Here is a 26,131-nt window from a genome sequence, read left to right on the forward strand (position 1 = left end):
ACCCGTCAGCGGGAGATCCGAGTGCGGTACCGTCCGGTGATCCACCGACCGGAGCGCCACTCGCCCGGTTCCCACACCGCGGTCCGGGCCTGCTCTTCCGCGTTCGTCGGCCCGGTGAAGGTGGGGATGTTGCGCACGCTCAGGTCCTCGGCCGCGATCCTCTCGACGAACTCTGCTGCGAAGCGCTCGATGCGCGCGGGCATCGCACGCACACGCGCCGTCGCGAGTCCGCCGGGCAGCGCTTGGACAGCCTCCTCGAATGCCCCGCCGAGTTTCTGCGACATGCGGTTCAGCAGCGCGGCGAACTCCCGCCGCGGCACGCCGAGCACGTCAGCGGTGCGCGCGAGATTGCGGCCGGTGATCTTGCTGTACGGGCGCTCCTTCCCGTACTTGACCGCGGCACTCGAGCGGTATGTGATGCGGTCGTCGTCCCAGATGCCGTGAGCGGAGATCAGGTCGTACGCCGGTGCCAGCCTGGCGACCCCGCCGACATGCAGCAAACTGTGGTTCTTCGCGTGTGCGTCCACTCCCGCGGTCAGCAGGTTGAAAGCGAAGAGCTCGGTGAGACTCCGCAGGTCTCCACCGCGGTACGACGGCGAAGACGCGCTGCCGACCAGCTCCACCATGTCCGACATGGTGGGGCCGCCGTCCTCTTCGTACTTCCGCGCCGGCAGGACGCTGAGCGCCTGGCAGAAGTCCTCCTGGTGGACTCTCGTGACCTCGCCGTTCCCCGCCACGCTGCGGTCGTAGCGGGTCGTGACGAAGGTGGGGAGACCGTCGAAGTCCATGATGTCGACGGTGGCCGCACGAACACCCATCGCCCGTGCGGCGCGCATCGTGACGAACTCCACCGCCTGGACGTCGTTGTCGGTCTGCCCCGAGGCGAGCACCATGCCGGGCTTAACGATGTGCGTGCTGGCGGCACGACCATTGGGCTCGAACCACTCCCCGTCGATGCGGGCGAGAGCGAACTTGCCCTGGTTGCCGCCCAACGAGAACCTGCTCTCGTCGTCGTCGCTGTCGTCGACCCAGTGGTCCGGATCGGCGAGGATGGCCCGGACGCGGCGCGCGATATCCCACTCCGTCAACCGGGAGATGGCTCCCGTGGAGCTCGGGATGACCCCCTCGGGCACGACCTGCACCGAGCCCGGGGCATCCTCCCCCGTGTGGCGGAGCAGGGAGAAGGGGTCGTTGCGCCGTTCGTCGAACTTCGCCGCCCAGCGCGCCCTCACCTCGTCGGAGTCGGGCAGCAGGTTCGAGAGCCAGGGCATGACCCGGTCGGGACCGTGCCCCGCTTCGCTCTTCGGCATACTCACGGACAGGGGCGTCGAACGGGACTCCTCGCGGTAGTCGTCGTCGTAGAGGAACTCCACCTGATCGCGTTCTCCGCGCATCAGCTTCCCGGCGAACCGTCCGTCGAGCCAGAGATCGAGCACGCTCATCACAGATCCTCGAAGAGACGGTCGAGCATGTCGGAGCGCGCGCTCTGTTCGAGCGTGACGCTGAATCCGAGAACGGCGGCGACCTCGATCGCGGCGCTCAGGGAGGGGACGACCTTGCCCGATTCCAGGTCGTGCACCCAGCGTCTGCTCTTGCGCGCCGCCTGGGCGAGTTCCTGTTGGGTCATGTGCGCGCTCAATCTGTTCGCACGGACGAACCCGGCGAACGCCTTGGCTGATTGCAACTGCATCTCGCACCTCCGTGAGCAGAATACTTCCCTTTAGGTCTTATGGGAAGTTTACTGCACTTTAGAGCTAATGGGAAGTATCCTGCGCAGATCATGGCCACCCGCTAACGCCGGACGCTCACCGGCCGACAGTCACCTCCGACAGCCCAGGACGGGCCGTCGGGTCCGCGCTCCCCGGAACGCGGACAGATCTTTCCAGGATGGAGCCCATGATCGTCCTCACGCGCCTGAACCGTTCCCGGTTCGCGGTGAATCCCGACCTGATCGAACGTGTCCAGGCAACGCCCGACACGACGCTCATCATGGTCGACGGTGCGACGTTCGTCGTCACCGAGACGATGGACGACGTGATCGCGCAGATCACCCGCTTCCGCGCCGGAGTGCTCGCCGCGGCCGCCGCGATGATCACGGCGGCCGACGACGCCCCCGCAGCTCCCACCGACCCCGAGACGGACCGCTGATGGATCCGTCCCTCATCCTCGGGCTGGTCCTCGCGTTCGGCGCCCTGATCGCCATGATCAACCTCGAAGGCGCGACCATCGGCTCGCTGCTGATCCCCGCCCCGATGGTGCTGGTCTTCGGAGCCACGATCGCCGTCGGCATCGCGAGCGGCACCGTGCGCGATGCGCTGCATGCGGTCAAGTCGCTTCCCCGCGCCTTCCGCGGCGAGCGCCGCACCGCGTCGAGCATGATCGACACGGTGGTCGGCTACGCCGAGAAGGCGCGCGCCGAAGGGCTCCTCGCCCTCGAGCAGGGGCTGGAGGACGAGAAGGACCCGTTCCTGCGCCAGGCACTGCAGAGCATCGCCGACGGCACGGACGCCGAAGACCTGCGAACCCTGCTGGAGGATGAGCTCACCTCGACCGCTGCCCGTAACCGCACCGCCTCACGCTTCTACATGACCCTCGGCGGCTTCGCCCCGACCGTCGGCATCATCGGCACGGTCGTCTCCCTCACGCATGTGCTGGAGAAGCTCGACAAGCCGGACACCCTCGGTCCCATGATCGCGACGGCCTTCGTGGCGACGCTGTGGGGTCTCCTGTCGGCCAACTTCATCTGGCTGCCCATCGGCGGACGCCTCCAGCGTCTCGGCGAGCTCGAGCTCGAACGCATGACCGTGCTCATGGAGGGCATGCTCGCGATCCAGGCCGGCGCCCCGCCGCAGTTCGTCGGAGAGCGCCTGCGCGCCCTCGTGTCCGAGCGCCCCTCCGCCCGCTCGGGCCGTCGCACCCGCACTCGCGCCGCGGAGGAGACGGAGACGGAGCCCGCGTCGTGAGCGTCCGGGCCCGTCGCCGCGTGCCCCAGGAGGAGCACAGCGGTCCGGACGAGCGGTGGATGGCGTCCTACATGGACATGGTGACCGTGCTGATGTGCATGTTCATCGTGCTGTTCGCGATGTCGACCGTCGACCAGGAGAAGTTCGAGGCTCTCAGCGCGTCACTCGCGACCGGCTTCGGCCAGGAGCCCTCGGAAGACGTGGATGCCGTCACGGGCGTCGTGGTGCCGCCGGAGCTGGTCGACGAGAAGGGCGAGGACTTCGCCGACATCGAGCTGGCCGCGGCGCAGACCGAGTTCGACGAGCTCTCCGCGCTCCGCGAGCGGCTGCGCACGGTGCTCGCCGACAACGGCCTCGAGGCCGACGTCACCTTCACGATCGACGAGCGCGGCCTCACGATCGGACTCGTCAGTGCCGAGACGTTCTTCACCACGAACAGCACCACCCTCAGCTCGAAAGCCGTGCTGGTCCTCGATGCGCTCGGCTCCGTCCTCGTGACCGCCCCGAACGAGATCTCGGTCGAAGGCCACGCCGACGTCCGCGGATCGGTCGCCCCGTTCCCCACGAACTGGGAGCTCTCGGCCGGTCGATCCACCCAGGTGCTGCGGCACCTCGTCGAGGCGTCCGGGCTCCCGCCGGCGCATCTGAAGTCGGTCGGGTTCGGCGACACCCGACCTGTCGCGGCCGGTTCTTCCCCCGCGGCGCTGGCACAGAACCGGCGCGTCGACATCGTCGTCCTCTCCGATGCGAAGGAGGAGGTGCGAGCACTCATCCCCGAAGCACAGGCTGCGCAGCCGGCCTCCTGACTGTTCCCGCCTAACGCACGTCGATCACCACCCGATAGTCGGGTTCGTGGTGATCGAGGACAGCGTGCGCTCCGACGTGCGCACAGCGACGGCGACGAAGACCGCCGAAGTCGAGGTGTACGACTTCGGCCGTTCGGCGACCCTCTCGCGCGAGCACACCCGCGCCCTCGAGCTGGCCTTCGAGACGTTCTCCCGGCAGTGGTCGGCGCAGCTCTCGGCCAAGATCCACGTGCGTGCCACCATCGCCGTCGAGCATGTCGGGATGCTGACCTACGGCGAGTACGCCGCCTCACTGCCGACCACGACGACCCTGATCGTGTGCGCGCTGCCCGACTCCGACGAGCGACTCATCGTGCAGCTGCCGACCTCCGCCGCCACCACGTGGATCGTGCAGATGGTGGGAGGACGAGCGTCCGCGACCTCGGAGGACCGCACGTTCACCCCGATCGAGCAGGCGCTGATCCGCTCGCTCATCGTCGACGCGCTCGACCACCTGACCGGCTCGCTGGACGGGCTGCTCCCCGCCGGTGTCACCGTGAGCGGCATCCAGTACAGCTCGCAGTTCGCCCAGGTCGCGGCATCGGGAGAACCGGTCATCGTCGCCCGCTTCTCGATGCGCCTCTCGGGTCGGGCGGTGCCGGTGAGCGTCATGCTGCCGGCGTCGGTGCTCGCCGGCTTCACCGTGCGCACCTCGGATGCCGACCGCGCCGCAGCGCCCGGCCTGATCCGACGCCAGGTCGAGGTCTCCCCCATCGAGCTCTCCCTGCGGCTGGCACCGCGCGCCGTGCTCCCCCGCGAGGTGCTCGACCTCGCCGTCGGCGACATCGTCTCCTTCCCGCATTCCGCCGACCGCCCGATGCTGCTCGCCGTGGGCGATCAGACGGTCGCCACCGCCGCCGTGGGCAGCGCCGGCGCCCGTCTCGCGTGCGTCGTCGCCACCACCGTCCCCGATCCCGCCTTCGCCGAGGAGCCCGCGTGACCAGCACCACCACCTACGAGTCGGCCGTCGCCGCCGCCTTCGCCGCGTCGTTGCCGACCGCCGCTCCCGTCACGGCCCGCGCCTCGCAGGTCTCCGGAGACACCGGCGATGCCGTGATCGTGCAGTTCGTCGGCGAGGCCAGCGCGCAGCTCGCCGTGCAGCTCTTCGACGCCGAGACCCTGGTCGACGGCCTCGCGGGAGCGTCCCTCGCCGACCGGCTGCGCGACGCGCTGGAAGCCTCGACGACTGCGCTCGGAGCCGGCGCGCTCGGCGATGCCGTGATCGGCGATGCCTCTCCGCTCTTCTCGAACCCCACCGCGCAGCTCTTCGACCTGCAGGACGACGCGGATCGCACGATCGGCCGCCTCGCCGTCGTCGTCACGCGCACCCCGGCAGCGGCATCGAGCTCGACCCGGCGTCTGCACCGCATCGCCGGCGTCGAGATGGAGCTCACGGTCGAGATCGGCCGCACCCGCATGTCGGTGCGCGATGTGCTCGACCTCGAACCCGGCCGCATCGTCGAGCTCGACCGCTCCGCCGGCGCCCCGGCCGACATCAAGCTCAACGGCCGCATCATCGCGCACGGCGAGGTGGTCGTGGTCGATCAGGACTACGCGGTGCGGATCACCCGCATCCTCGAGAACGTCGAGGCCTGACCCTGGACGACCTCCTGCTCGGCCTGCGGGTCGTGCTCTCGCTCGCCGCCGTGCTCGGGGTGCTGTGGTTCCTGCAGCGCCGCGTCGCGCGCACGCAGGCCCGTCGGCGCGACGGCGAGGTCATCACGGTGCTCGGGCGGCAGGGTGTGGGTCCGAAGGCGCAGGTGGTCGTGGTCCAGACCGAAGACGCCCGTTACGTCCTCGGCGTCACCGAGCACGGAGTGAGCGTCGTCGACAAGCTGCCGGTCAAGGCCGCGGCGCAGCCTGATGCAGACACCCACCCGGTGTGGTCGGCGGCGACGTCAGAGGCGGCATCCGATGCCGAGGAGTTCGACCGCATCCTCGCCGCGACCGCACTGACCGAGACCACCGCGGCATCGCCGGCCGACCGGGCCCCGCAGCGCCGGGTCCGTCACCGCAACGATCCGCTGCGCGGCTCCATCCTCTCCCCCGAAACCTGGCGGCAGACCGCCGAGGCCATCCGGCGCACACGATGAGCGCGTCCCGTGGGGTCGTCGACGGCCGCGCGCTGCGACGGGTCGCACTGATCTTCGTCGCGGTCTTCGCACTGGTCGCCGTTCTCACGCTGCTCACCGGCACCGCGGCCCATGCCGAGGTCACGCCCGACGATCCGGGCGAGGGCGTCACGATCGACATCAACGGCGTCGACGGCGGCCCCTCGGGTTCGATCCTGACCCTGCTGGGCATCACGCTGCTCTCGGTCGCCCCGGCGCTCCTGCTGATGATGTCGTCGTTCACGAAGATCTTCGTCGTGCTGGCGATGACGAGGAACGCGCTGTCGCTGCCCACGATCCCCCCGAACCAGGTGCTGGCCGGACTCTCCCTCTTCCTGTCGCTGTTCATCATGTGGCCGGTGCTGACCGAGATCAACACGGTCGCCGTGCAGCCGTACATCGACGGCACGCTCACGTTCACGCAGGCGATCGACGTCGGCCAGCTGCCGCTGCAGGAGTGGATGCTGCGCTTCACGCGCGAAGAGGATCTGGCCCTGATGACGCGGATGGCGGGTCAGCCGAACCCCGAGGATCCCTCGAGCGTGCCGATGTACACGCTCATCCCGGCGTTCATGATCTCGGAGCTGCGCGCCGCCTTCATCATCGGCTTCGTCATCTTCGTCCCATTCCTGGTCATCGACCTGGTCGTCGCCGCCGCACTGATGTCGATGGGCATGATGATGCTGCCGCCGGTCATGATCTCGCTGCCCTTCAAGATCCTGCTGTTCATCCTCGTCGACGGCTGGGGCCTCATCATCCGCGCCCTGCTGGAGAGTTACGGGGGTGTCGGATGAGCCCGGAAGCGGTCATCGACATCGGCACCCAGGGCCTGATCATCGCGGCGAAGCTGGCGGCCCCCATCCTCGTCACGGCCCTCGTGGTGGGCTTCGCGATCTCGCTGCTGCAGTCGATCACCCAGGTGCAGGAGGTGACGCTGTCTTTCGTGCCGAAGATCGTCGCCGTCGGCATCGCGCTGCTCATCGCCGGCAACTGGATGATCGCCGAGATGATCGCCTTCACGAACGAGATGTTCGCCCGCATCCCCACCCTGCTGAGCGGGTGACCGCGTGTTCATCCCCATCGACTTCGCGTGGCTCGAGGCGACCATGCTCGCCGCCGTGCGCATCACCGCGTTCATCATGATCGCCCCGCCGTTCTCCTACGGAGCCATCCCCGTGCGGGTCAAGGCGATGCTCGCCATCGGCCTCTCCCTCGCCGTAGGCACGGCCGTCGCTCCCGGCTACGAGAATCTCGACACCGGGCCGTTCCTCGGAGCCCTCGTGCTGCAGGTGCTCACCGGAGCCCTCCTCGGCTTCCTCGTGCTCCTGTGCTTCTCGGCGCTCCAGGCCGCCGGCAGCCTGATCGACGTGTTCGGCGGGTTCCAGCTGGCCCAGGCGTTCGACCCGCACTCGCTCGTGAACGGCGCCCAGTTCACCCGGCTCTTCCACATCACCGCGCTGACACTGCTGTTCGCCTCGGGCGGGTATCAGCTGATCCTCGCCGGTCTCGCCCGGAGCTTTGAGGCGGTGCCGGTCGACGGCATCTTCGAGGTGGCCGGGCCCGCCGAACTCCTCATCGACGGGGTGTCGCAGATGGTCCTCGCCGCCGTGCAGATCGCAGGTCCCCTGGTGCTGGTGCTGTTCCTCGCCGACGTCGGGCTCGGACTGATCACCCGGGTCGCGCCGGCGCTCAACGCGTTCGCGATGGGCTTCCCGGTGAAGATCCTGCTCACCCTGCTGCTGGCCGGTGCCGTGTACGCCGTGCTCCCCGGCATCGTCGACGCCCTTTCCGGGCAGGCGCTGAAGATGATGCAGGGGGTGCACGAGTGAGCGGCACCGACACCGGCGAGCGCAGCGAGAAGGCCACCGACAAGCACCTCAACGAGGCCCGTAAGAAGGGGCGCCTCTCGCGCAGCCAGGACCTCACGGCGTGGCTCGGCATCGGGGCAGCGGCGATCGCCATGCCTGCGGCGATCGCCCTCGGCGCAGGCGCGGGGACCGAGCAGCTCCTCACCGTCACCTCCCTGGTGTTCAGCCCCACGCCGGAGGCAGCGCTCGGTGCGCTCGAGCGCGGCCTCGCCTCCGTGCTCCCGACCATCGCGGTGATGCTCGCCGCCGTCGCGATCGTCACGCTCATCGGCGCCGTGGTCCAGGGCGGCGTGCATCTGAAACCGCTCACCGGGCGCTTCGAGCAGTTCAACGTCGTCAGCGGCATCCGTCGCGTGTTCGGCCTGCAGGCACTGTGGGAGGGCGCCAAGGCCCTGCTGAAGACCGCCGCGATCGGCATCGCGCTCTGGGTGGTCATCGCGGGCCTGATGCCGGTGCTCACCGCCAGCGGCGCCCACTCCATCTCGCGCCTGCTCGGCACGGCTTCCGAGGGCACGGCCGCCCTGCTGCAGACCGCAATCGCCGTCGGACTGGTCCTCGCCGCGATCGACATGTTCGTCGTGATGCGCCGCAACCGCAAGCACACCCGCATGACCAAGCGCGAGATCCGCGACGAGAGCAAGAACTCCGAAGGCGATCCGCTGATCCGTCAGCAGCGGCGCTCCCGACAGCTCGCCGCCAGCCGCAACCGCATGATCGCGGCGGTCGCCGGGTCGGATGTCGTCGTCGTCAACCCCACGCACATCGCGATCGCACTGCGGTACGAGCCCGGTCGCGCCGCCCCCAAGGTCGTCGCGAAGGGCAGCGGTGTGATCGCCGAGCGCATCCGCGACGAGGCCGTGCGCGCCGGTGTGCCGCTCGTGCGCGAGATCACGCTCGCCCGCGCCTTGCACGCCGCGTGCGAGCTCGGCCAGGAGATCCCCGAAGACCTGTACAACGCCGTCGCGCGCGTGCTGGTGTTCGTCGACGCCCTGCGTCGGCGCGGCGCCGCCCGCGGCATCCACACCCTTCCCTACCGGAGGACCGCATGAGACAGCTGTTCGTCAAGCTCATGGTGCCCATCGGGGTCGTCGGCATCATCATGCTGCTCGTCGTCCCGGTTCCGCCGTTCCTGCTCGACATCCTCATCATCCTGAACATCATGTTCGCGCTCGTGATCCTGCTCACGTCGATGTTCGTCAAGAAGCCGCTGGACTTCTCGGTGTTCCCCTCGCTGCTGCTGGTGGCGACGCTGTTCCGGCTCGGACTGAACGTCGCCTCGACACGGCTGGTGCTCGGCGAGGCGTATGCGGGTCAGGTGATCGAGGCGTTCGGCGCGATCGCCGTCGGCGGCTCCCTCATCATCGGCGCCGTGGTGTTCCTCATCCTCGTCGTTATCCAGTTCGTGGTCGTCACCAAGGGTGCGGAGCGCGTGGCCGAGGTCGGCGCCCGGTTCACCCTCGACGCCATGCCCGGCAAGCAGATGGCGATCGACGCCGACCTCAACGCCGGTCTCATCACGGATGCCGAGGCCCGCGAGCGCCGTGCGGAGGTCGCGGCGGAAGCCGACTTCTACGGGGCGATGGACGGTGCATCGAAGTTCGTGAAGGGCGATGCGATCGCCGGACTCGTCATCATCATCATCAACATCGTCGGCGGCATCGCGATCGGCCTCGTGCAGCACGGCATGTCGGTCGACGAGGCCGTGAGCACCTACAGCCTCCTCACGATCGGCGATGGGCTCGTCACGCAGATCCCGGCCCTGCTGATGGCGGTCTCGACCGGCATGATCGTCACCCGCTCCACGGCGGAGGCCGAGATGGGGACGGCGGCGTCGGCGCAGCTCGGTCAGTCCCGCAACGCGCTCATCATCGCCGGATGCGCCGCGATCATCATGTCGCTGATCCCGCACATGCCGATGCTCCCGTTCGTCGCGATCGGCGCCCTCCTGCTGCTCGTCGCGCAGCGCATCAAGGCCAACCAGCAGCGGGAGGAGGCGATCGCCGCCCAGACGCCGACGACCGTGCCGACCGACCAGCCGGAGGAGCTGATCGAGAAGATGCGCGTGCATCCGCTCGAGATCCTGCTCTCCCCCGACATCGTCGATCTGGTCACGGGCGGTCCGGACGACCTCCTGGCCCGGGTGAAGGCGCTCCGCCGCCGGATCGCCCTCGACCTCGGCCTGATCACCCCGCCGGTGCGCACCCGCGACAGCATCGAACTCGCGCAGTCGACGTACGTGATCCGCATCGCCGGGGTCGAGACCGGGAGGGGTACGGCACCGATCGGCTCCGTGCTCGCGCTCGGGCAGGGCCTGGAGTCCCTTCCGGGCACGGCCACGCTCGACCCGGTGTTCGGACTGGAGGGCAAGTGGATCCCCCTGGAGATGCGGCACAGCGCCGAGTTCGCCGGGGCCACCGTGATCGACCGGGCCAGCGTCATCATTACGCACCTCTCCAGCGTGATCCACGCCCACGCTGCGCGTCTGCTGAGCCGGGAAGACGTCCGTCAGCTCACCGACGCCCTCAAGCAGGCCTCCCCGGCCGCGGTCGAGGAGCTCACCCCCGCCCTGCTGTCGCTCGCCGAGGTCCAGCGTGTGCTCCAGGGGCTCCTCGCCGAGCGGGTGCCGATCAACGACCTCAGCCGCATCTACGAGGCGCTCGCGCTGCGGGCCCGGACGTCGACCGACCCCGAGGGCCTGATCGAGGCGGCACGGGCCGCGCTCGGCCCCGCGATCGCCGCACGCTTCGCCGACGCGGGCATCCTGCGCGTGGTGATGATCAACTCGCTCCTCGAGCAGGCCATGCTCGAGAACCTGCGTCCCGGCGACGAGGGCACACAGATCGTCTTCGACCCGCAGCGCATGGAGTCGGTCGTGGAGTCGGTGAAGCAGGCCGTCTCCTCAGTACGCGAGGGCGGCGAGCCGGTGCTGGTGTGCGCCCCGTCGCTGCGTCCGGCCGTGCGACGACTCGTGTCGGCGCAGACCGACGGCCTCCCCGTGCTCTCGTACACCGAGGCGACGGCCGCCGCGCTCACCATCGAGACGGTCGGAGTGGTCCGTGACGCCCCGGCTCCGTCGGTCGGTGCCGTCTCCGCGGCAGTAGGCTGATCGAATGCTGGTTTTGACGAGGCGGATCGGTGAGAGCGTGCGCATCGACGGCGACATCGAGATCACGCTGCTCGAGATCAAGGGCGACAGTGTGCGCATCGGCGTGAAGGCGCCCCGCGAGACGCGCATCCAGCGCACCGAGATCATCGAAGCCGTGGTCGCCGAGAACGTGTCGGCCGTCGCGCAGACCGGAGCCGCTGCCGAGGACGCGATCGTCGCCGCCCTCGCCAGAGGCCGCGAGTCCCGCCCGCACTGACCCGCATGCGGATGGAGGATCGTCGGCCGCCGTCGACGACCTCAACCTCTCAGGCGACCGTCACGTCGGCCTCGGCCGCTCGCTTCCACTGATCGCCGCCGGCCTCGCGTGCCCGTGCCGCCGCCCGTCCTGCAGCGGCCACCAGCACGTCGTAGTCGTAGCCGCAGGTGTCGGCCGTGGCCCACCCGATACTGGCGGAGGCGCGGACGCCACCGACGGCCCGGTCGTGGTCGATGTCGGAGATCCGGCTCAGCACCGCCCGGACGTGGAACCTGACCGCTTCATCGCTCGCACGGATCACCACGACGGCACGGTCGTCGGCAATCCGCTCGGCATCGGCCAGCGGCGGGAGCGCCTCCTGGATGTCGTCGTGGAAGCGATCGACGATGCGTGCGAACTCCGAGCCCGACATCGCCTCGCGGAGGTCGGCGGGGTCGTCCAGACGCACCTCGAGAATCGACCAGCCGTGGTCGTTCTGCGCCTCCGCCTTCCGGAGCCGCCGACGGGCGCGCTGCGCGACCCCATCCGTCTCGGCGGGTCGGGACTCCCCCGCCCGCACGAGCAGCACGAGCGTGAAGGCCGCGCAGGTCGACACCACGATGGTGCCGACGGCGTTCATGCCGCGCAGGGCGTCCAGCTGCTCCGCGGAGCTCGCCGTGCCGATCGTGAGCGCACTGATCGCGCTGGCGACCGACACGATCACGAAGCCGCAGGATGCCAGCGCGAGCGGGAGAACGATGTCGCGCGAGACCGGCTGCCGGCGCAGCAGCTCGTAGGCGACGAGCCCGGCGAAGACGCCGCTTCCGACGAAGACGAGGTTGAAAGCGGACAGATACCAGGGCGAGTCCGATGTCGCGACGAGCAGCACGGGAGCGACGACCACGAACACCACCACGATCCACCAGGGAGCGCGTCGTCCGAGGTGCACCCGCAGACCGATCCAGATCAGCGGTTCGAAACAGAGCAGCAGCGCCGATGCCGCACTGCGAAGCGGCTGGAAGTCGTTCTGGTGCCCCGCGAGCCAGAGGTACGCACCGAGCATGCCGAGCCCGAACGCGGCTCCCCAGATCACCGTCGCCCGCGAAGGGCGGGCGAGTGTGGCGAGGCCGAGCACCAGCACCGTCAGGACGGTGACGACCGCGACCATGCTCGTGGTGATGTCGACGTTCACGGGCACGAGAGGCGTCATGCCTGCACCTCTTTCTTACGACGGCGGGGAAAACGAAGTGTGACGGTGGTGCCCTGCCCCACCTCGCTCGTGACCTCGATGCTGCCCTCATGGGCGACCACGATCTCGCGGGCGATCCCCATGCCGAGCCCGGTGCCCGCGATGCCGCCGCGGATGGCGGCATCGGATCGGAAGTACGGCTCGAACAGCCGGGGCAACTCATCCGGGGCGATGCCCATGCCGGTGTCGGAGAGGACGAGCTCGGCCTGCGCGCCCATCGCGCGCAGCCGGGCCGTGATGCGCCCACCCGATGGCGTGTACTTGACAGCGTTGCTGAGCAGATTGTCGAGCACCTGACGCAGCCGGAAGGCATCCCCGTGGATGACGAGGGTGTCCACGCCGAGGATTTCCAGCATCTGGCGATTCACTGCGATCAGCGGCGCCGCGGATGCGGCGGCGGCGTCGAAGATCTGACGAAGGTCCACGGGCTCGAACGGGTCCTCGGTCGGTGGCACGGTCTGGTCCAGCATGGTCGTCACGAGCTCCTGCATCCGTTCTCCCGCATTCGCGATGACCTCGAGCTGCGCGGGGACCCGGCCCGGCAGATCCTCGCGCTCGCGCAGCAGGTCGACGTGGCCGACGATCGCGGTGAGGGGATTGCGCAGCTCGTGGGAGACGATCGCGGTGAGTGCACGTCGCTCCTCTGCCGCCTCGAGGAGCATCGTGACGTCGTCGATGACGACGAGCGTGATCTGGTCGCGTGCGTTCGCACTGGCCACCGTCTGCGTCGTCACCTCCAGCGCGCGCCACTTGCCGGTGCCGTCGAAGAGCCAGACGCGCTCGTCCTGGAGATTCTCGCCCGCGGCCGCTCTGGCGAGGGTCGTGCGTTCCGGCGGCACGGTCGCACCGCGCCGTCCGTCGTACTCCACGGCCGCCGTGGGCAGTGCGGCTCCGAAGCGATCCCGCCCGTACAGCACCCGGTAGGCGTCGTTCATCTGCAGGATGCGTCCCTCCGCCGTCACCACGACGAGGGCCACCCCGAGCGCATCGATGATCTGCGTCACCCGATGCTGATTGGTCTCGGCACGCTCCGCGGCGCGGTTGATCTGCTCGGAGCGACGCTGGAGGAGCCGCCGGGAGGCGCGTGCCCGCTGCGCCCCGATGCGGACCGTCACCCCGAGGAAGCCCAGCGTGATGATCGCGGTGAGCACGCGCAGCAGAACGTCGGCCGGCGTGCCGGTGCGATCGGAGAACACCACCAGACAGAGGCCGATGAAGGCGATGCCTCCCACCACCCACGGCATCGTGAAGTACGACGCCAGCCACACCACGGGGAACACCCAGAGGAAGCCGAGCCGAAGGTCGGGAGCGTTGGTGGTCAACCCCACCGCGAGCGCGTCGAGGAACGGCACGACGGTCACCGCGTTCGGGGGGAGGCGGTGCCACGGGACGAGCAGCGTCGCGATGGTCGTGACGACGATCAGCGTGATCCCCGCGAGGAAGAAGGGTATGCCGAGAGTCTGCGGCTTGAAGGCTGCGACCATCACGACGATCGCCACCATGCTGCCGGTGAAGACCAATTGCCAGCGCCAGATCGACACAGTACGGATCATCGACGCTCGCCCTCCCCCAAGAACCTCAGCTTTACCGCAAGATTACTCAAAGATCGCGGGTGCCAGCTCTTCAGGCGTCCCCGCAGCCCTAGCATTCTGAGTGGGGGCCGACACTGCGACTGGGGAACAACGCAGACGCTGGGGCCACGCGAATGGGGATTCGCAGGCACCGGGGCCGCGGCTGGGGAGCCGCGGCCCCGCCCCAGTCAGGTCGCCGTGTCATCGGCGGGAGCGAGGCGATAGCCCACACCGCGCACTGTTTCGATGTAGCGCGGTCGCGCAGAGCTGTCGCCGAGTTTGCGACGCAGGTTCGCGATGTGCGTCTCTATCGCACGCTTGTCGGGCTCGCTCACGTAGTCGTTCGAGCCGTCGGGTGCACCGCGCAGCCCGCGTGCGAGATCCGCCTTGCTGCGCACCCGCTGCTTCGCACCGAGGATGTCGGCGAGCAGGTCGAACTCGGTGGGGGTGAGGTCGATCCGCCTCTGCCCGATCAGCACGAGCCGCGTGTCGAGGTCGACGCTGAGGTCGCGGTGCACCAGGCCGCGCCAGGTCAGCACGGTGGCGCCTTCCGCCGACGGCTCGTGAACGACGGTCGGGGTCGGCGTCGGCTCCGGGCGCGTGTCGGCGACCCGGGGGCGCCGGAGGAGCGCCTGGATGCGCGCGCGCAGTTCGCGCGGCCGGAACGGCTTCACGAGGTACTCGTCCGCGCCGGACGTGAGTCCGAGGACCACGTCCGACTCGTCGGAGAGCGCCGACAGCATGATGATGAACGTGTCGCTCACCCGACGGATGCGTCGAGCGACCTCGAACCCGTCGATGCCGGGGAGGTTGATGTCGAGGGTCGTGATCACCGGCTGGTGCTGCTCGATCGCGGCGATGCCTTCCGGCCCGGAACCGGCGAGGTGGGTCTCGAACCCGGCGGCGAGGAACACCTCGTCGAGGAGCGAGCGCACACCGAGGTCGTCTTCGATGATGACGGCGACGAGCACGGATCGTGCGGCCGCCGTCACGTGATGGCCTCGCGCACGATCGTGACGATGCGCGGAGCGTCGGCGTCGAGTTCCGAGGGGTCGAGCTCTGCAGGGTCGAGATCCGAGGCGCCGACCGGCCGCTCCAGCTCGATGTCCCACCACGAATCGGCGAGCTCTTCGGCCATGCCGCGTCCCCACTCGATCACGACCACCGAATGCTCCAGGTCCAGGTCGAGGTCGTCGAGCTCCGCAGCGGAGCCGAGGCGGTAGGCATCGACGTGCACGAGCGGAGCCCGGCCGGTGAGGGACGGATGGGTGCGTGCGATCACGAAGGTCGGACTCTGCACGGGCCCGCGCACGCCGAGCCCCTCCGCGAGGCCGCGCGTGAAGGTGGTCTTCCCGGCGCCGAGAGGACCGGTGAGGATGAGCAGGTCGCCCGCCTCCAGCTGCTCGCCGATGCGGAGACCCAGCTGTTCCATCGCCTCGGTCGTCGCGATCTCCCGTCGGCCGAGGAAGGCCGGGTCGACGCTCACGAGGCCCGCCGGGGGACGCGGGGACCGATGCGCGTGACGATCTCGTAGTTGATGGTGTCGGCGGCAGCGGCCCAGTCGGCGGCCGAGGGAACGCCGAGGGTGGGGTCGCCGAAGAGCACGACCTCGTCGCCGATCGAGACCGGGGTATCGCCGACGTCGACGACGAACTGATCCATCGCGATCCGTCCGACGTTCACGAAGCGGCGTCCGCCGATCGAGACGGGGAGCTTCCCCGACGCGTTGCGCGGCACTCCGTCGGCGTATCCGAGCGGGACGAGGACCAGCGTCGTGTCGCGGTCGGTGCGGTGGTCGTAGCCGTACGAGACGCCCGTACCCGCCGGCACTCTGCGCACGGCGGCGATCGCACCGCGGAGGGTCATCGCGGGTCGCAGTCCGAGTTCGGCGGAACTGCGGTCGTCGAAGGGAGACAGGCCGAACAGGCCGACCCCAATGCGCACGGCGTCGAGTCGCATCTCGGGCAGGTCGATGGCGGCGGCGGTGGCGGCGATGTGGCGGATCTCCGGATGGATGCCGAAGGATGCGGCCGCGGCGACTCCCTCCTCGAACTTCGCGAGCGCCGCCCTGTCGTCGTCCGCCGACGTGTTCGAGAGGTGGCTGAACAGCCCGACGATGCGCAGCCGTCCGATGCGTTCGAGGCGCGCGGCCTCGGCGAGCACGCGACCCCAGTCCGCCGGGGCGATGCCGTTGCGCGAGAGCCCGGTCTCGAACTTCAGGTGCACGCCCACCGGGCGGTCGACCGTGGCCGCGGCGGCAGCCGCCTCGAGCTGGTCGAACGAGGAGATGCCGATCTCGATGTCCTGCGCGGCCGCGTGCTCGAACCTCTCCCCCGGTGCGTGCAACCACGCCATGAGGGGCGCGTGCACGCCCTGCCTGCGCAGTTCGAGCGCCTCGGGGATCTCGGCGACGCCGAGGCGCGTGGCTCCGGCGGAGAGCGCGGCCACCGCGGTCGCCGCGGCGCCGTGCCCGTAGGCGTTGGCCTTGATGACGGCGATGACCTCGACGCCCGTGAGTCGGCGGAAGTGCCGCACGTTGTCGGCGATGGCGTCGAGATCGATGGTCGCCTCGCGGAAGGGGACGGTCACAGCGGGGCTCCTTCGGCGACGACGAACGCCGCGGCGAGACCGGCGTCGTGGGTGAGGGTCAGATGCAGTGTGCGGATTCCCCGCTCCTCGACGACCGCGGCGGTCGAGCCGGTGAGCACGAAGTGCGGACGCCCCGACGGTTCGGAGGCGATCTCGATCTCGGTCCAGTGCACGCCGTCGGAACCGCCCAGCGCTTTGATGAGCGCCTCTTTGGCGGCATATCTCGCCGCGAGCGAGGGAAGGCGCAGCGTGCGCTCGGAGGGGGCGAAGAGCCGCTCCCTGAGGCGCGGCGTGCGGGCCATCGTCCGCTCGAACCGCGGGATGTCCACGAGGTCGATGCCGGTGCCGATGATCACCTGTTCAGCCTAGCGATCCTGCATCCCGGCGGAATCGTGCGAATGGCCTCGCTTCCGTGGAAACAAGGCCATTCGCGCGATTCGAGGACGGGCTTACTCGACCGTGACCGACTTCGCGAGGTTGCGGGGCTGGTCGACGTCGAGTCCCTTGGCGGTGGCGAGCGCCATCGCGAAGATCTGCAGCGGGACGACGGCGAGCAGCGGCTCGAACATCGCACCGGCCAGCGGGATGTGGATGACCTCGTCGGCGAACGGCAGCACGGCCGCGTCACCCTCTTCGGCGATCACGATCACCCGGGCGCCGCGGGCGCGGATCTCCTGGATGTTCGAGACGACCTTCGAGTGCACGAGCGCGGAGTGACGCGGCGACGGCACCAGCACGAACACCGGCTGTCCCGGCTCGATGAGCGCGATCGGCCCGTGCTTGAGCTCGCCGGCGGCGAAGCCCTCGGCGTGGATGTACGAGATCTCCTTGAGCTTGAGCGCGCCCTCGAGCGCGATCGGGTAGCCCACGTGGCGGCCGAGGAACAGAACCGAGCGGGTGTCGGCCATCCAGCCGGCCAGCTGGGTGACGTGCTCCTGCTCGCTTTCGAGGACCTTCGCGATCTTCTCCGGGAGAGCTGCGAGCTCGGCGACGTCGGTCGACGCGTCGGCGATCGCTCCGCGCACGCGGCCCATGTGCAGGCCGAGCAGCAGCAGTGCGGTGATCTGTGCCGAGAACGCCTTGGTCGACGCGACGGCGACCTCGGGTCCGGCGTGGGTGTAGACGACGGCATCCGATTCGCGCGGGATCGTGGCGCCCTGCGTGTTGCAGACCGACAGCGTGCGTGCGCCGCGCTCGCGGGCGTACTTCACGGCCATCAGCGTGTCCATGGTCTCGCCGGACTGGCTGATCGAGACGACGAGGGTGTCGGCGCCGATCACCGGGTCGCGGTAGCGGAACTCGTGCGCGAGCTCGACGTCGACCGCGACGCGCGCCCACTGCTCGATCGCGTACTTGCCGACGAGGGCCGCATAGGACGCGGTGCCGCAGGCGGTGATGATGATGCGGTTGATGCCGATGAACAGCTCGTCGAGTCCGTCGAGCTCGGGGATGACGACCTGGCCGTCCTGGATGCGACCGCGGATCGTGTTCGCGACGGCCTCGGGCTGCTCGGAGACCTCTTTGGCCATGAAGCTCGACCATCCGCCCTTCTCGGCAGCGGCGGCGTCCCACGACACGTCGAACGGCTCGGCCTCGACGGGCGTGCCGGCGAAATCGGTGACCGTGACGGCCTCCGGCGTGATCGAGACGATCTGGTCCTGTCCGATCGACAGCGCCTTGCGGGTGTATTCGATGAAGGCGGCGACGTCGGAGCCGAGGAAGTTCTCGCCCTCGCCGAGTCCGATCACCAGGGGCGAGTTGCGGCGGGCGCCGACCACGAGACCGGGGTGGTCCTGGTGCATAGCCAGCAGGGTGAACGCACCCTCGAGGCGGTTCACGATGCTGCGGAAGGCCAGCTGCAGGTCGCCACCGTTGCCGGCGTACTCCCGCCCGAGCAGGGCGGCTGCGACCTCGGTGTCGGTCTCGCTGCGGAACACCACGCCATCGGCGAGCAGTTCCTCGCGCAGGGCCGAGAAGTTCTCGATGATGCCGTTGTGGATCACCGCGAGCTTGTCGTCGTCGGCCAGGTGCGGGTGCGCGTTGACGTCGGTCGGTCCGCCGTGCGTCGCCCAGCGGGTATGACCGATGCCGGTCGACCCGTCGGGCAGCGGCGCGTCGGCGAGCGAGTCGCGCAGCATGGCGAGCTTGCCCGCCTTCTTGCGCATGCCGAGCGAGCCTTCGCCGTCGATCACGGCGACGCCCGCGGAGTCATAGCCGCGGTACTCGAGGCGGGCAAGACCGGCGAGAAGGATGTCCTGGCTGGGGCGCGGGCCCACGTATCCGACGATTCCACACATGCGATCAAGAGTAAGGCGGGTTTTTTGCGAGTGGTCCGTACATTCTCTCGCCCCGAACGGCGCTCAGAGTTTGCGCAGCAGCACGGTCTCCACGTCGTGATCCGCGCCCTTGCGCAGGACCAGTCGCGCACGGTGCCGCGTCGGCATCACGTTCTCGACGAGGTTGGGCATGTTGATCTCATTCCAATATCCGAGCGCAGTGGTGATCGCCTCCTCGTCCGTGAGGTGCGCGAACACGTTGAAGTAGGACGACGGGTTGGCGAACGCGGCCTGGCGGAGGGCGAGGAAGCGGTCGACGTACCACTTCTCGATGTGCGAGGTGTCGGCGTCGACGAAGATCGAGAAGTCGAAGAGGTCGCTCACGGCGACGTCGTTCGGCGCGGGCGGCGGCTGCAGGACATTGAGGCCCTCGACGATGACCACGTCGGGACGACGCACGACGACGTTGGCGTCCGGCACGATGTCGTACCGCATGTGCGAATAGAAGGGAGCGCGCACCTCGGTCGCGCCGCTCTTCACGTTCGTGAGGAACTCGATCAGCGCGCGGCGGTCGTACGACTCCGGGAAGCCCTTGCGGTCCATGATCCCGCGGCGCTCGAGTTCGGCGTTCGGGTAGAGGAAGCCGTCGGTGGTCACCAGCTCGACGCGCGGAGTGCCGGGCCAACGGCTCATGAGCTCGCGCAGCAGACGCGCGATGGTCGACTTGCCGACCGCGACCGATCCGGCGACGCCGACGACGAACGGGGTGGTGGTGTCGTCCTCCTGGAGGAACGACGACGTGGCCGCCCCCAGACGCTTGGTGGCGGTCGCGTAGAGGCTGAGCAGGCGACTCAGCGGCAGGTAGACCTCGCGCACCTCGGTGAGGGAGAGCCGGTCGCCGATGCCGCGCAGCTCCACGACCTCGGTCTCGGTGAGGGGCTGCTCGAGTCCGGCGGCGAGCCGGGCCCATTCCGCGCGGCCGATCTCCCGATAGGGCGACAGCGGCAGCGTGGGGTCGACGGTGGTCACGGAGTACATCGTATCCGCGTGCTCGCACGCGGGATGCGCCGGACGCCCCTTCCCCCGCGGGAGGGAAGGGGCGTCCGGATGCGACGTGCGTGCGTCAGGATGCCGACGCCGCTCGACGGCGAGCCACCAGCAGACCGCCGGCGCCGAGCAGGACCAGGGCGGTCACGCCGCCGGCGATCAGCAGCCCGGCATCAGCTCCCGTGTTGGCCAGCCCCGATGCGCCCAGCGTCACGGAGGTGCGAGCCACCTCGACGCCGTCGACGAACACGACGACCGCGTGGCCACCGGCCGGGACGGATGCCGGGATCGTGGCGTTCAGCGCGAACGTGCCGTCGGCCGCGGCGGTCGTGCTGCCGAGCACCGTGGGCGTGGAGTGCAGCTCGATGCGCACGACGTCGGAGTCGGGGTCGACCCCTTCACCCTCGACCCTGATCTCGCCGCCGGGACGCAAATCGCCCGTCACGGTGACCGAGGCGTCACCCGTTGCGGGAAGCTCCCCCTCGCCGCCGCCCGGCTCACCGCCGCCGGGCTGGTCGCCGCCCACGGTGACGGAGGCGGTGGCGGAAGCGGGCGAGCTCCCGATCTCGTTCCGCGCCGTCACCGACGCCGAGTGGGTGCCCACCGGGACCCCGGTGAAGGTGTGGCTGGTGACGCCCACCGCGATGTCGACGGTGGTGGCACCGAGCGTGACGGAGTATCCGGTGAGCGGCGATCCGCCGTCGGATGCCGGGGCGGCCCAGCTGACCGTGACGGCATCGCCCACGGCGGTCACCGTCGGAGCCGACGGCGCCGCGGGAGCGGTCACCACGGGCTCGGCCCCGAGTCCGAAGAACTGATCGAGCTTCGCGAGCGCCTCGTCGGCGAACGCGAGGTTCGTGAGGCGACCGGCCTCGTACTGCTCATCGGTCTGGTTCGGCCGCTTCGCGGGACCCTGCAGGTCGGAGATCCACCACCACTCGGTCATGTACTCGCGGAAGCCCGCCTCACCGTTGTCCTGGATCCAGTTCTTCGTGATGGGGGCGGCCGTGGCGGAGCCGTCATAGTCGAAGAGGTACGGAACCTGCAGCTTGCGGGCTGCCACCTTGTCCGCCGCGGTGTCGCCGCCCGGGTGGTACTCGACCCGCTGGCCGGCGCTGCCGTTCAGGACGTACTGGGTCTGCAGGTTCGGGAGATGCTTCTGCACGAGGTCGCCGTAAAGGTGCGCGATCGACGAGTTGGTGTCGCGGATGTGAGCATTCGCCCCGCTCCAGCCGTCGAGGCGCAGGTCGAACACGTACACGGTCTGCACGCCGGACTCCGCGGCCTTGTGGTTCACGTCGCGGATCACGGCGCGGGTGTTGTGGCACCAGGTGCCGCCGAACAGGATCGTGTGCTCCCCGTCCGACTCGAGCAGGTCGACGAGCTCCGGGTACGTGATCGACTGCAGCACGAAGTCATCGGCGTCGGCGTCCGTGAAGATGGTCTCGCCGTACGCGGTGAGGTTGGTGCTGTACGCCGCACGGTGGCGGGAGTTGACCGCGGTCGAGAAGAACTCGTACTGCGACTGGGTGTCCAGCGTCGCCTGGCCGTTCACCGCGACGGCCTCGAACACCGATGCCACCTTCTGGCGGTACCCGTCCGTCGCCGCCGAGGTGGTGTCCTCACTGCCGCCGAGCGACGAGACGATGCGGTCCTCGACGCCCTCCACGCGGCGGTCGCCGTCGTAGACGAAGAGGTAGGGGTCGGTGCCTGCGCCGAACTCGGGGGTCGTGTCCTTGTTCAGGTACCCGTCGACGAGGCGCGTGTAGAGCGCGCCCGCAGCCTCGCCGGTGACCCCCGTGACGAACGTCCGGATGTCGACGGAGGCGCCGTCCAGCAGCGGATCGAACGTGTAGATCGCGTCGACGCCGTACTGCTGAGCGACCTGGTCGATCTGCGCCGCGGTGGCGACGGTGGTCGGATCGCTCGGACCGCCGAGGAGGAACGCGTAGGTGCCGTCGCTGTTGAGGAGGCTCTCGAACCGCTCGAACGTCACGGACTCGAAAACCGAGCCGGAGCGGAGGCCCGGGATGGTGTCGGCGAAGTAGTCGAACGTCGGGGTGGGGACCGGGGCGGCTGCTGCCGGGAGGGCCGTGAGACCCGCGGCTCCGCCCGCGACGAGCGCCGCGATGACGGACCCCGCGGCGAGACGTCTGCCTCGTGCTGTTCTGGACATGATGAAGGTTTCCTGTTCTCGGTGCGTGTGCGTGATCGGGTCAGAGGATGGGGGTGCCGTCGTCGGATGCCGCGGCCGGGACGGTCGCTGTCGCGCTGGAGCGACGACGCAGCCACCACCAGGTGAGCAGCCCGCCGGCGACGACGACGATGCCGCCGAGCGTCAGCGGCGCCGCCAGGGGGATCCCGGCTTCCACGGGCGCTTCGGCGGTGACGGTCGCAGCGGTCTTCGCCGTCTCCGTCTCCTCGCCGGCGATCTCCACGCCCGCGATCGACTCGGACGCCGGAGAGTCGCCCACGGCGTTCGTCGCGATCAGCGTGAGGTCGTACGTGCCCTCACCGAGTTCGATCTCGTACTCGGTGGCATCTGCCGGAAGGGCGATCGGCGTGCCCTCGTTCAGGACCAGCTTGTAGCCGGTGAGCGCGGAGCCGCCGTCGGCCGGAGCCGTCCAGGCGAGCGAGAGCGTCGTGCCGTCGATCTCGTGGGAAAGGCCGGTCGGAGCCGTCGGAACCGTGGCCGCGACCGCCGCCTTCTCCGGGGTCGTGCTCGTGCTCGTGTTCGTGGTCGTGGAGTTCGACGTACCGGCCGCCGGCTTGTCGTTGCCCGTCGCGGGTGGCTGCGCGGGCTTGGGCGCCGGAGCGGGGGCCGGGGCCGGCTTGGGCGCCGGAGCGGGAGCCGGCGCGGGCTTGGGCGCGCCGCCGCCGCCGGAGACCGCCGCCGGGGGTGCCTCCACCGTGGAGTCGTAGGGGTAGCCGCCGAGGCCCTCGCAGGCTCCCAGGTCGAAGTTGATCGAGCACAGATCGCAGACGTCGCCCGCGGCGTGCGCAGCGGTCGGGATCGCGATCGGGGCGAGCAGGAAGGCGGCGGAGACCGCGAGGGCGGACAGTACGCGGGAACGGCGGACGGATTTCATCGGGAGACTCTCTCGTGGATCGGACGGGCGGCGGGCAGCTCGCACTGCCCGAGGGGGAGGTCGGCGGGGATGCCGAGGTCGGAGACGACGGGTGTCGGGCCGGTCTGCGCACGTCGACGCTCCCGCCGCGATGCGGGCTCTGCCGGAGCCTCGACGGGCGGCCGTTCGCCGCGGAAGACGGCGTCGTCGAGCACGCCCAGGCGGCGTGCCACGATGGTCGCCGCCGTGGCCGCCGCGGTGACGTTGGCCATCGTCGATGCGGTCCCGGCGACCGCGCTGATCGGGATGAGGACCACCAGCACCTCGATGGGAAGGCCGGAGGCGCTGAGCACCGCAGTGGCGGTGATGATGGCGGTGCCCGGCACCCCGGCGGTGCCGATCGAGACCAGCAGGCAGAGGAGTGCGAGGGCGACGTAGTCCCACACCGAGTACTCGATGCCGAGGACGTTGATCGAGAAGACCGCGACGATGATCGGCCAGATGCCCGCGCACCCGGGCATCCCGATGGTCGTGCCGATCGGAGCGGTGAACGCGGCCACGTCCTCGGGCACGCCGACCTTGCGGGTGAGGGTGGGGATGGTCAGCGGGAGCGTCCCCACACTCGACTGGGTCGTGAACGCCGTGTACTGGGCGGGGGTGAGGAGGCGGAACCACCGGATCGGGTTCACGTCGGCGAAGACTCGCAGCAGCACGCCGTTCACGACGTAGGCGTCGATGAACGCGATCCCGAGTGCCAGCACCAGAACGAGCGCCAGCGCCAGCACGGTCTCGATGCGCGTGACGGCGGTGGCCGTCGTCGTGGCGACGAGGGCGAGGACCGCATACGGAGTGAGCTCGATGATGAAGCCCACCGCGGTCATGATGACCTTCTTGGTGCCGTCGATCACGCTCTTGAACGAGCGCAGGTTCGGGTCGTCACTCCGGTTGGCGACCAGGTAGGCGACGGCGAAGAGCAGGGCGAACAGGATGATGCCGGTGATGTTGTTGCCGACGAAGTCGCCGGCGATGTTCGAGGGGAAGAGTCCGAGCAGCACCTCGTCGAGCGGCTTGATCAGCCCGGTGAGCGTGTCGCCGCTGCCCTCCTGCAGATCGAGCTGCACTCCCTGCCCGAGGCCGACGCTCAGCGCGATGGCGAGGGTGAGGACGATGGCGATCGCGTTGGTGAGGAGCAGCCAGAAGGCGCTCGACAACCCGATCGTGCGCAGCTTCACGGCCGATCCCAGCGAAGTGACGCTGGACAGGATCGAGATGAAGATCAGCGGAGCCACGATCGCCGTGATCACCTGCACGTAGAGGTCCCCCAGAACGGCGACGTACTCGAGGCCGTCACGGAACCCGATGCCGATCCCGATGCCGACGCCCAGGGCGATCAGGACGAGCGAGGTGAATCCCGCGCCGCGGCGACGGAGCAACGCGATGCCGACGAACGCGACGAGGGTGACGGTGAGCGCTGCGATGGGCAGGAGGACGGCGCTATCGGGCATGGCGCGAGATTATCGATCTGCTGTGAGTCGCCTTTCGGGCGGGTCGATCTGTTGCCATGTGTGACGAACCGTGTCGGCGCCCTGTTTCCGAGGTCGGCCGTAGGATACGAGCGCGATGGCGGCTCCGGGCGCGAGTAGTCTCTTCCCGTGCGCCTGGGAGTCCTCGACATCGGATCCAACACCGTCCACATGCTGGCGGCCGACGTCCGCCCCGGTGGACGTCCGCTCGCGACGACGAGCGACAGGACGGTGCTGCGCCTCATGCGCTATCTCACGCCCGACGGGGCGATCTCGGAAGAGGGCGTGGTCGCGCTCGAGGCCGCGGTCGCCCAGGCCCGTCGCGTCGCCGAGACGGAACGGGTCGATGCGCTGCTCGCGACGGCCACGAGTGCGGTACGCGATGCGCGCAACGGAGCCGACGTGATCGCGCGCATCGAGGCGGCTCTCGGGCAGCCGCTGCAGGTGCTCGACGGCGAGACCGAGGCCGAGCTGACGTTCCTCGCCGTGCGGCGCTGGTTCGGGTGGTCGGCGGGGCAGCTGCTGCTCCTCGACATCGGCGGAGGCTCGCTGGAGATCGCCGCGGGTGCGGAGGAGCTGCCCGATGCCGCGGCATCCGCCCCCCTCGGCGCCGGACGCATGACCGTGCAGTTCCTGCCGAACGACCCGCCCGGCGAGGCCGATGTCGAGAAGCTGCGCACGCACGCCGCCGAAACGCTCGCCACGGTCCTGCCGCAGTTCGCCGCGCTCCCCCGACCCGACCACGTCGTCGGCTCGTCGAAGGCCATCCGCTCGCTGGCACGTCTGGTCGGCTATCCGGCGCCCGGATGGTCGGGGACCGAACGGATGCTGCTCCCCCGGGCCTCGCTCGGCTCGTGGATCCCGCGGCTGGCGCGGCTGCCCGCGTCGGCCCGGCAGGAGCTCCCCGGCATCACCCCGGATCGCACGTTCCAGATCGTGGCTGCGGCGGTGTCGCTGCACGCCGCGATGACGGCTCTGAAGGTGGATGAGCTCGAGGTGTCGCCGTGGGCGCTGCGCGAGGGCGTGCTCCTGCGCTACATCGAGCAGCTGAGCTGGAGCGACGCCCGAAGCTGAGAGTCGCACCGGGGTGCCGCGGATACCATGACGGGATGTCCTCCGCCACCGCTGCCCCCGTCCGCGCCGGGGCTGCGACGGCGCGGGTCGCACTCGTCGGCTACCTGCTCTTCATCGGCTTCACGGTGTGGTTGCCGGCGAACGTCTCGGCGAAGGTCACCGGCCTGGTCGGCGTGATGGCTCGATGGGTGTCCGACGCCGGCATCGCTCCCTACTACCAGAGCGCCGTGGTGTTCGAGTTCCTGGCGAACGTCGCCCTCTTCGTCCCGGTGGGTTTCCTGCTGCCGTTCGCCTGGTCGCGCCTGCGGCTGTGGCACGTGGTGCTGATCGGCGCCCTGATGAGCGGGCTGATCGAATCGGTCCAGGGGCTCATGCCCTCGCGTTTTCCCACGATCTCCGATGTGATCGCCAACAGTCTCGGAACGCTCGTAGGCGGGGTGATCGCGGTGCTGCTCATCCTGATGCTGCCGTCGCGTCCCGCACGGAGCCCTAGGCTGGTGGCGTGAACCCGCAGCACGACGATGGACCGCCGGCCGGCATGAGCCGCCGGGAATGGCGCGAGAAGCAGAACTCCGCCACCGCCCCCGAAGCGCCGCCCGCTCCCGT

Annotated in this window: 27 protein-coding genes; 14 read left to right on the plus strand and 13 right to left on the minus strand. The window is 69.6% G+C overall.

The annotated features are described in order from the left end of the window. Positions 1–5: 5 nt before the first annotated feature. Both HCX50_RS14260 and HCX50_RS14265 read right to left on the minus strand, forming a co-directional pair. Positions 6–1,442, minus strand: coding sequence for a type II toxin-antitoxin system HipA family toxin (locus tag HCX50_RS14260; protein WP_205829199.1), 1,437 nt, complete (start codon positions 1,440–1,442; stop codon positions 6–8). Next, on the minus strand, positions 1,442–1,690 hold the full coding sequence (locus HCX50_RS14265) for a helix-turn-helix transcriptional regulator (RefSeq protein WP_091035036.1): 249 nt from the start codon (positions 1,688–1,690) through the stop codon (positions 1,442–1,444). Before HCX50_RS14265 ends, HCX50_RS14260 begins: the two co-directional genes overlap by 1 nt. Positions 1,691–1,896: 206 nt before the next feature. On the opposite strand from HCX50_RS14265, the gene HCX50_RS14270 reads away from it, so the two are divergent. From HCX50_RS14270 to csrA, 12 genes are read left to right on the plus strand one after another with little or no spacing between them, the layout of a single operon-like run. Then, complete coding sequence (locus HCX50_RS14270; RefSeq protein WP_105711637.1) at positions 1,897–2,148, plus strand: flagellar FlbD family protein; 252 nt, start codon at positions 1,897–1,899, stop codon at positions 2,146–2,148. Continuing rightward, positions 2,148–2,963 carry a motility protein A gene (locus HCX50_RS14275; RefSeq protein ID WP_029261095.1) on the plus strand — a complete coding sequence of 272 codons (816 nt, stop codon included), beginning with the start codon at positions 2,148–2,150 and terminating at the stop codon, positions 2,961–2,963. Before HCX50_RS14270 ends, HCX50_RS14275 begins: the two co-directional genes overlap by 1 nt. Continuing rightward, on the plus strand, positions 2,960–3,769 hold the full coding sequence (locus HCX50_RS14280) for an OmpA/MotB family protein (RefSeq protein ID WP_029261096.1): 810 nt from the start codon (positions 2,960–2,962) through the stop codon (positions 3,767–3,769). The genes HCX50_RS14275 and HCX50_RS14280 overlap by 4 nt, the downstream gene beginning before the upstream one ends. 46 nt (positions 3,770–3,815) lie before the next feature. After that, positions 3,816–4,748, plus strand: coding sequence for a FliM/FliN family flagellar motor switch protein (locus tag HCX50_RS14285; protein ID WP_167634818.1), 933 nt, complete (start codon positions 3,816–3,818; stop codon positions 4,746–4,748). After that, positions 4,745–5,404: a flagellar motor switch protein FliN gene (fliN, locus tag HCX50_RS14290; RefSeq protein ID WP_167634819.1), complete on the plus strand. Its 660-nt coding sequence runs from the start codon at positions 4,745–4,747 to the stop codon at positions 5,402–5,404. Before HCX50_RS14285 ends, fliN begins: the two co-directional genes overlap by 4 nt. 32 nt (positions 5,405–5,436) lie before the next feature. Further along, on the plus strand, positions 5,437–5,901 hold the full coding sequence (locus tag HCX50_RS14295; protein ID WP_244176016.1) for a FliO/MopB family protein: 465 nt from the start codon (positions 5,437–5,439) through the stop codon (positions 5,899–5,901). Further along, a complete protein-coding gene (gene fliP, locus HCX50_RS14300) occupies positions 5,898–6,713 on the plus strand; it encodes a flagellar type III secretion system pore protein FliP (protein WP_091035046.1) in 816 nt (271 codons plus the stop codon). The genes HCX50_RS14295 and fliP overlap by 4 nt, the downstream gene beginning before the upstream one ends. After that, a complete protein-coding gene (fliQ, locus tag HCX50_RS14305) occupies positions 6,710–6,982 on the plus strand; it encodes a flagellar biosynthesis protein FliQ (protein ID WP_091035049.1) in 273 nt (90 codons plus the stop codon). Before fliP ends, fliQ begins: the two co-directional genes overlap by 4 nt. 4 nt (positions 6,983–6,986) lie before the next feature. After that, positions 6,987–7,748, plus strand: a complete 762-nt coding sequence (locus HCX50_RS14310) for a flagellar biosynthetic protein FliR (RefSeq protein WP_167634820.1) — start codon at positions 6,987–6,989, stop codon at positions 7,746–7,748. Then, positions 7,745–8,836: an EscU/YscU/HrcU family type III secretion system export apparatus switch protein gene (locus tag HCX50_RS14315; RefSeq protein ID WP_091035056.1), complete on the plus strand. Its 1,092-nt coding sequence runs from the start codon at positions 7,745–7,747 to the stop codon at positions 8,834–8,836. The genes HCX50_RS14310 and HCX50_RS14315 overlap by 4 nt, the downstream gene beginning before the upstream one ends. After that, positions 8,833–10,893 (plus strand): flagellar biosynthesis protein FlhA, encoded by a 2,061-nt coding sequence (locus tag HCX50_RS14320; protein ID WP_167634821.1) that lies wholly within the window; start codon positions 8,833–8,835, stop codon positions 10,891–10,893. Before HCX50_RS14315 ends, HCX50_RS14320 begins: the two co-directional genes overlap by 4 nt. Positions 10,894–10,897: 4 nt before the next feature. Next, positions 10,898–11,149: a carbon storage regulator CsrA gene (csrA, locus tag HCX50_RS14325; RefSeq protein WP_167634822.1), complete on the plus strand. Its 252-nt coding sequence runs from the start codon at positions 10,898–10,900 to the stop codon at positions 11,147–11,149. Between the two features lie 49 nt (positions 11,150–11,198). On the opposite strand, the gene HCX50_RS14330 is transcribed toward csrA, so the two are convergent. The 11 genes from HCX50_RS14330 to HCX50_RS14380 form a co-directional block, all read right to left on the minus strand. Continuing rightward, positions 11,199–12,338 (minus strand): hypothetical protein, encoded by a 1,140-nt coding sequence (locus HCX50_RS14330; protein WP_167634823.1) that lies wholly within the window; start codon positions 12,336–12,338, stop codon positions 11,199–11,201. Continuing rightward, positions 12,335–13,930, minus strand: coding sequence for a sensor histidine kinase (locus HCX50_RS14335; RefSeq protein WP_167634824.1), 1,596 nt, complete (start codon positions 13,928–13,930; stop codon positions 12,335–12,337). Before HCX50_RS14335 ends, HCX50_RS14330 begins: the two co-directional genes overlap by 4 nt. A 206-nt stretch (positions 13,931–14,136) precedes the next feature. Next, complete coding sequence (locus HCX50_RS14340) at positions 14,137–14,940, minus strand: response regulator (RefSeq protein WP_167634825.1); 804 nt, start codon at positions 14,938–14,940, stop codon at positions 14,137–14,139. Then, complete coding sequence (tsaE, locus tag HCX50_RS14345; protein WP_337749779.1) at positions 14,937–15,434, minus strand: tRNA (adenosine(37)-N6)-threonylcarbamoyltransferase complex ATPase subunit type 1 TsaE; 498 nt, start codon at positions 15,432–15,434, stop codon at positions 14,937–14,939. Before tsaE ends, HCX50_RS14340 begins: the two co-directional genes overlap by 4 nt. Then, on the minus strand, positions 15,431–16,537 hold the full coding sequence (gene alr, locus HCX50_RS14350) for an alanine racemase (protein ID WP_167634826.1): 1,107 nt from the start codon (positions 16,535–16,537) through the stop codon (positions 15,431–15,433). The genes tsaE and alr overlap by 4 nt, the downstream gene beginning before the upstream one ends. After that, the gene (locus tag HCX50_RS14355; RefSeq protein ID WP_091035074.1) at positions 16,534–16,893 is read right to left on the minus strand and encodes a holo-ACP synthase; all 360 of its coding nucleotides are present in this window, start codon (positions 16,891–16,893) and stop codon (positions 16,534–16,536) included. Before HCX50_RS14355 ends, alr begins: the two co-directional genes overlap by 4 nt. Before the next feature lie 93 nt (positions 16,894–16,986). Continuing rightward, the gene (gene glmS / locus HCX50_RS14360) at positions 16,987–18,834 is read right to left on the minus strand and encodes a glutamine--fructose-6-phosphate transaminase (isomerizing) (protein ID WP_091035077.1); all 1,848 of its coding nucleotides are present in this window, start codon (positions 18,832–18,834) and stop codon (positions 16,987–16,989) included. A gap of 63 nt (positions 18,835–18,897) precedes the next feature. After that, on the minus strand, positions 18,898–19,851 hold the full coding sequence (gene coaA / locus HCX50_RS14365) for a type I pantothenate kinase (RefSeq protein ID WP_091035079.1): 954 nt from the start codon (positions 19,849–19,851) through the stop codon (positions 18,898–18,900). An 85-nt stretch (positions 19,852–19,936) separates the two neighbouring features. Further along, positions 19,937–22,036, minus strand: a complete 2,100-nt coding sequence (locus tag HCX50_RS14370) for a fibronectin type III domain-containing protein (protein WP_167634827.1) — start codon at positions 22,034–22,036, stop codon at positions 19,937–19,939. A 40-nt stretch (positions 22,037–22,076) separates the two neighbouring features. Next, entirely contained in the window at positions 22,077–22,949 is an 873-nt protein-coding gene (locus HCX50_RS19735) for a fibronectin type III domain-containing protein (RefSeq protein WP_205820533.1), read from the minus strand. After that, complete coding sequence (locus HCX50_RS14380) at positions 22,946–24,433, minus strand: dicarboxylate/amino acid:cation symporter (protein WP_091035090.1); 1,488 nt, start codon at positions 24,431–24,433, stop codon at positions 22,946–22,948. The genes HCX50_RS19735 and HCX50_RS14380 overlap by 4 nt, the downstream gene beginning before the upstream one ends. Before the next feature lie 147 nt (positions 24,434–24,580). Here HCX50_RS14380 and HCX50_RS14385 point away from each other — a divergent pair, with 147 nt between their 5' ends. Further along, positions 24,581–25,525, plus strand: a complete 945-nt coding sequence (locus HCX50_RS14385; RefSeq protein ID WP_167634828.1) for a Ppx/GppA phosphatase family protein — start codon at positions 24,581–24,583, stop codon at positions 25,523–25,525. A gap of 35 nt (positions 25,526–25,560) precedes the next feature. Next, positions 25,561–26,031, plus strand: a complete 471-nt coding sequence (locus HCX50_RS14390; RefSeq protein WP_167634829.1) for a VanZ family protein — start codon at positions 25,561–25,563, stop codon at positions 26,029–26,031. The last annotated feature ends 100 nt before the right edge of the window (positions 26,032–26,131 follow it).

The organism is Microbacterium sp. B19(2022), assembly GCF_012030385.1.
Lineage (GTDB): Bacteria > Actinomycetota > Actinomycetes > Actinomycetales > Microbacteriaceae > Microbacterium > Microbacterium oxydans_B.

What these genes read in the sequence shown, in the direction of transcription:
- HCX50_RS19735 (WP_205820533.1), bottom strand. Translation starts at nt 22,949, where the DNA reads ATGAAATCCGTCCGCCGTTCCCGCGTACTGTCCGCCCTCGCGGTCTCC.
- HCX50_RS14370 (WP_167634827.1), bottom strand. Translation starts at nt 22,036, where the DNA reads ATGTCCAGAACAGCACGAGGCAGACGTCTCGCCGCGGGGTCCGTCATC.
- coaA (WP_091035079.1), bottom strand. Translation starts at nt 19,851, where the DNA reads ATGTACTCCGTGACCACCGTCGACCCCACGCTGCCGCTGTCGCCCTAT.
- HCX50_RS14265 (WP_091035036.1), bottom strand. Translation starts at nt 1,690, where the DNA reads ATGCAGTTGCAATCAGCCAAGGCGTTCGCCGGGTTCGTCCGTGCGAAC.
- HCX50_RS14330 (WP_167634823.1), bottom strand. Translation starts at nt 12,338, where the DNA reads ATGACGCCTCTCGTGCCCGTGAACGTCGACATCACCACGAGCATGGTC.
- HCX50_RS14275 (WP_029261095.1), top strand. Translation starts at nt 2,148, where the DNA reads ATGGATCCGTCCCTCATCCTCGGGCTGGTCCTCGCGTTCGGCGCCCTG.
- fliP (WP_091035046.1), top strand. Translation starts at nt 5,898, where the DNA reads ATGAGCGCGTCCCGTGGGGTCGTCGACGGCCGCGCGCTGCGACGGGTC.
- HCX50_RS14320 (WP_167634821.1), top strand. Translation starts at nt 8,833, where the DNA reads ATGAGACAGCTGTTCGTCAAGCTCATGGTGCCCATCGGGGTCGTCGGC.
- csrA (WP_167634822.1), top strand. Translation starts at nt 10,898, where the DNA reads ATGCTGGTTTTGACGAGGCGGATCGGTGAGAGCGTGCGCATCGACGGC.
- HCX50_RS14380 (WP_091035090.1), bottom strand. Translation starts at nt 24,433, where the DNA reads ATGCCCGATAGCGCCGTCCTCCTGCCCATCGCAGCGCTCACCGTCACC.
- glmS (WP_091035077.1), bottom strand. Translation starts at nt 18,834, where the DNA reads ATGTGTGGAATCGTCGGATACGTGGGCCCGCGCCCCAGCCAGGACATC.
- HCX50_RS14335 (WP_167634824.1), bottom strand. Translation starts at nt 13,930, where the DNA reads ATGATCCGTACTGTGTCGATCTGGCGCTGGCAATTGGTCTTCACCGGC.
- HCX50_RS14260 (WP_205829199.1), bottom strand. Translation starts at nt 1,442, where the DNA reads ATGAGCGTGCTCGATCTCTGGCTCGACGGACGGTTCGCCGGGAAGCTG.
- fliQ (WP_091035049.1), top strand. Translation starts at nt 6,710, where the DNA reads ATGAGCCCGGAAGCGGTCATCGACATCGGCACCCAGGGCCTGATCATC.
- HCX50_RS14270 (WP_105711637.1), top strand. Translation starts at nt 1,897, where the DNA reads ATGATCGTCCTCACGCGCCTGAACCGTTCCCGGTTCGCGGTGAATCCC.
- HCX50_RS14390 (WP_167634829.1), top strand. Translation starts at nt 25,561, where the DNA reads ATGTCCTCCGCCACCGCTGCCCCCGTCCGCGCCGGGGCTGCGACGGCG.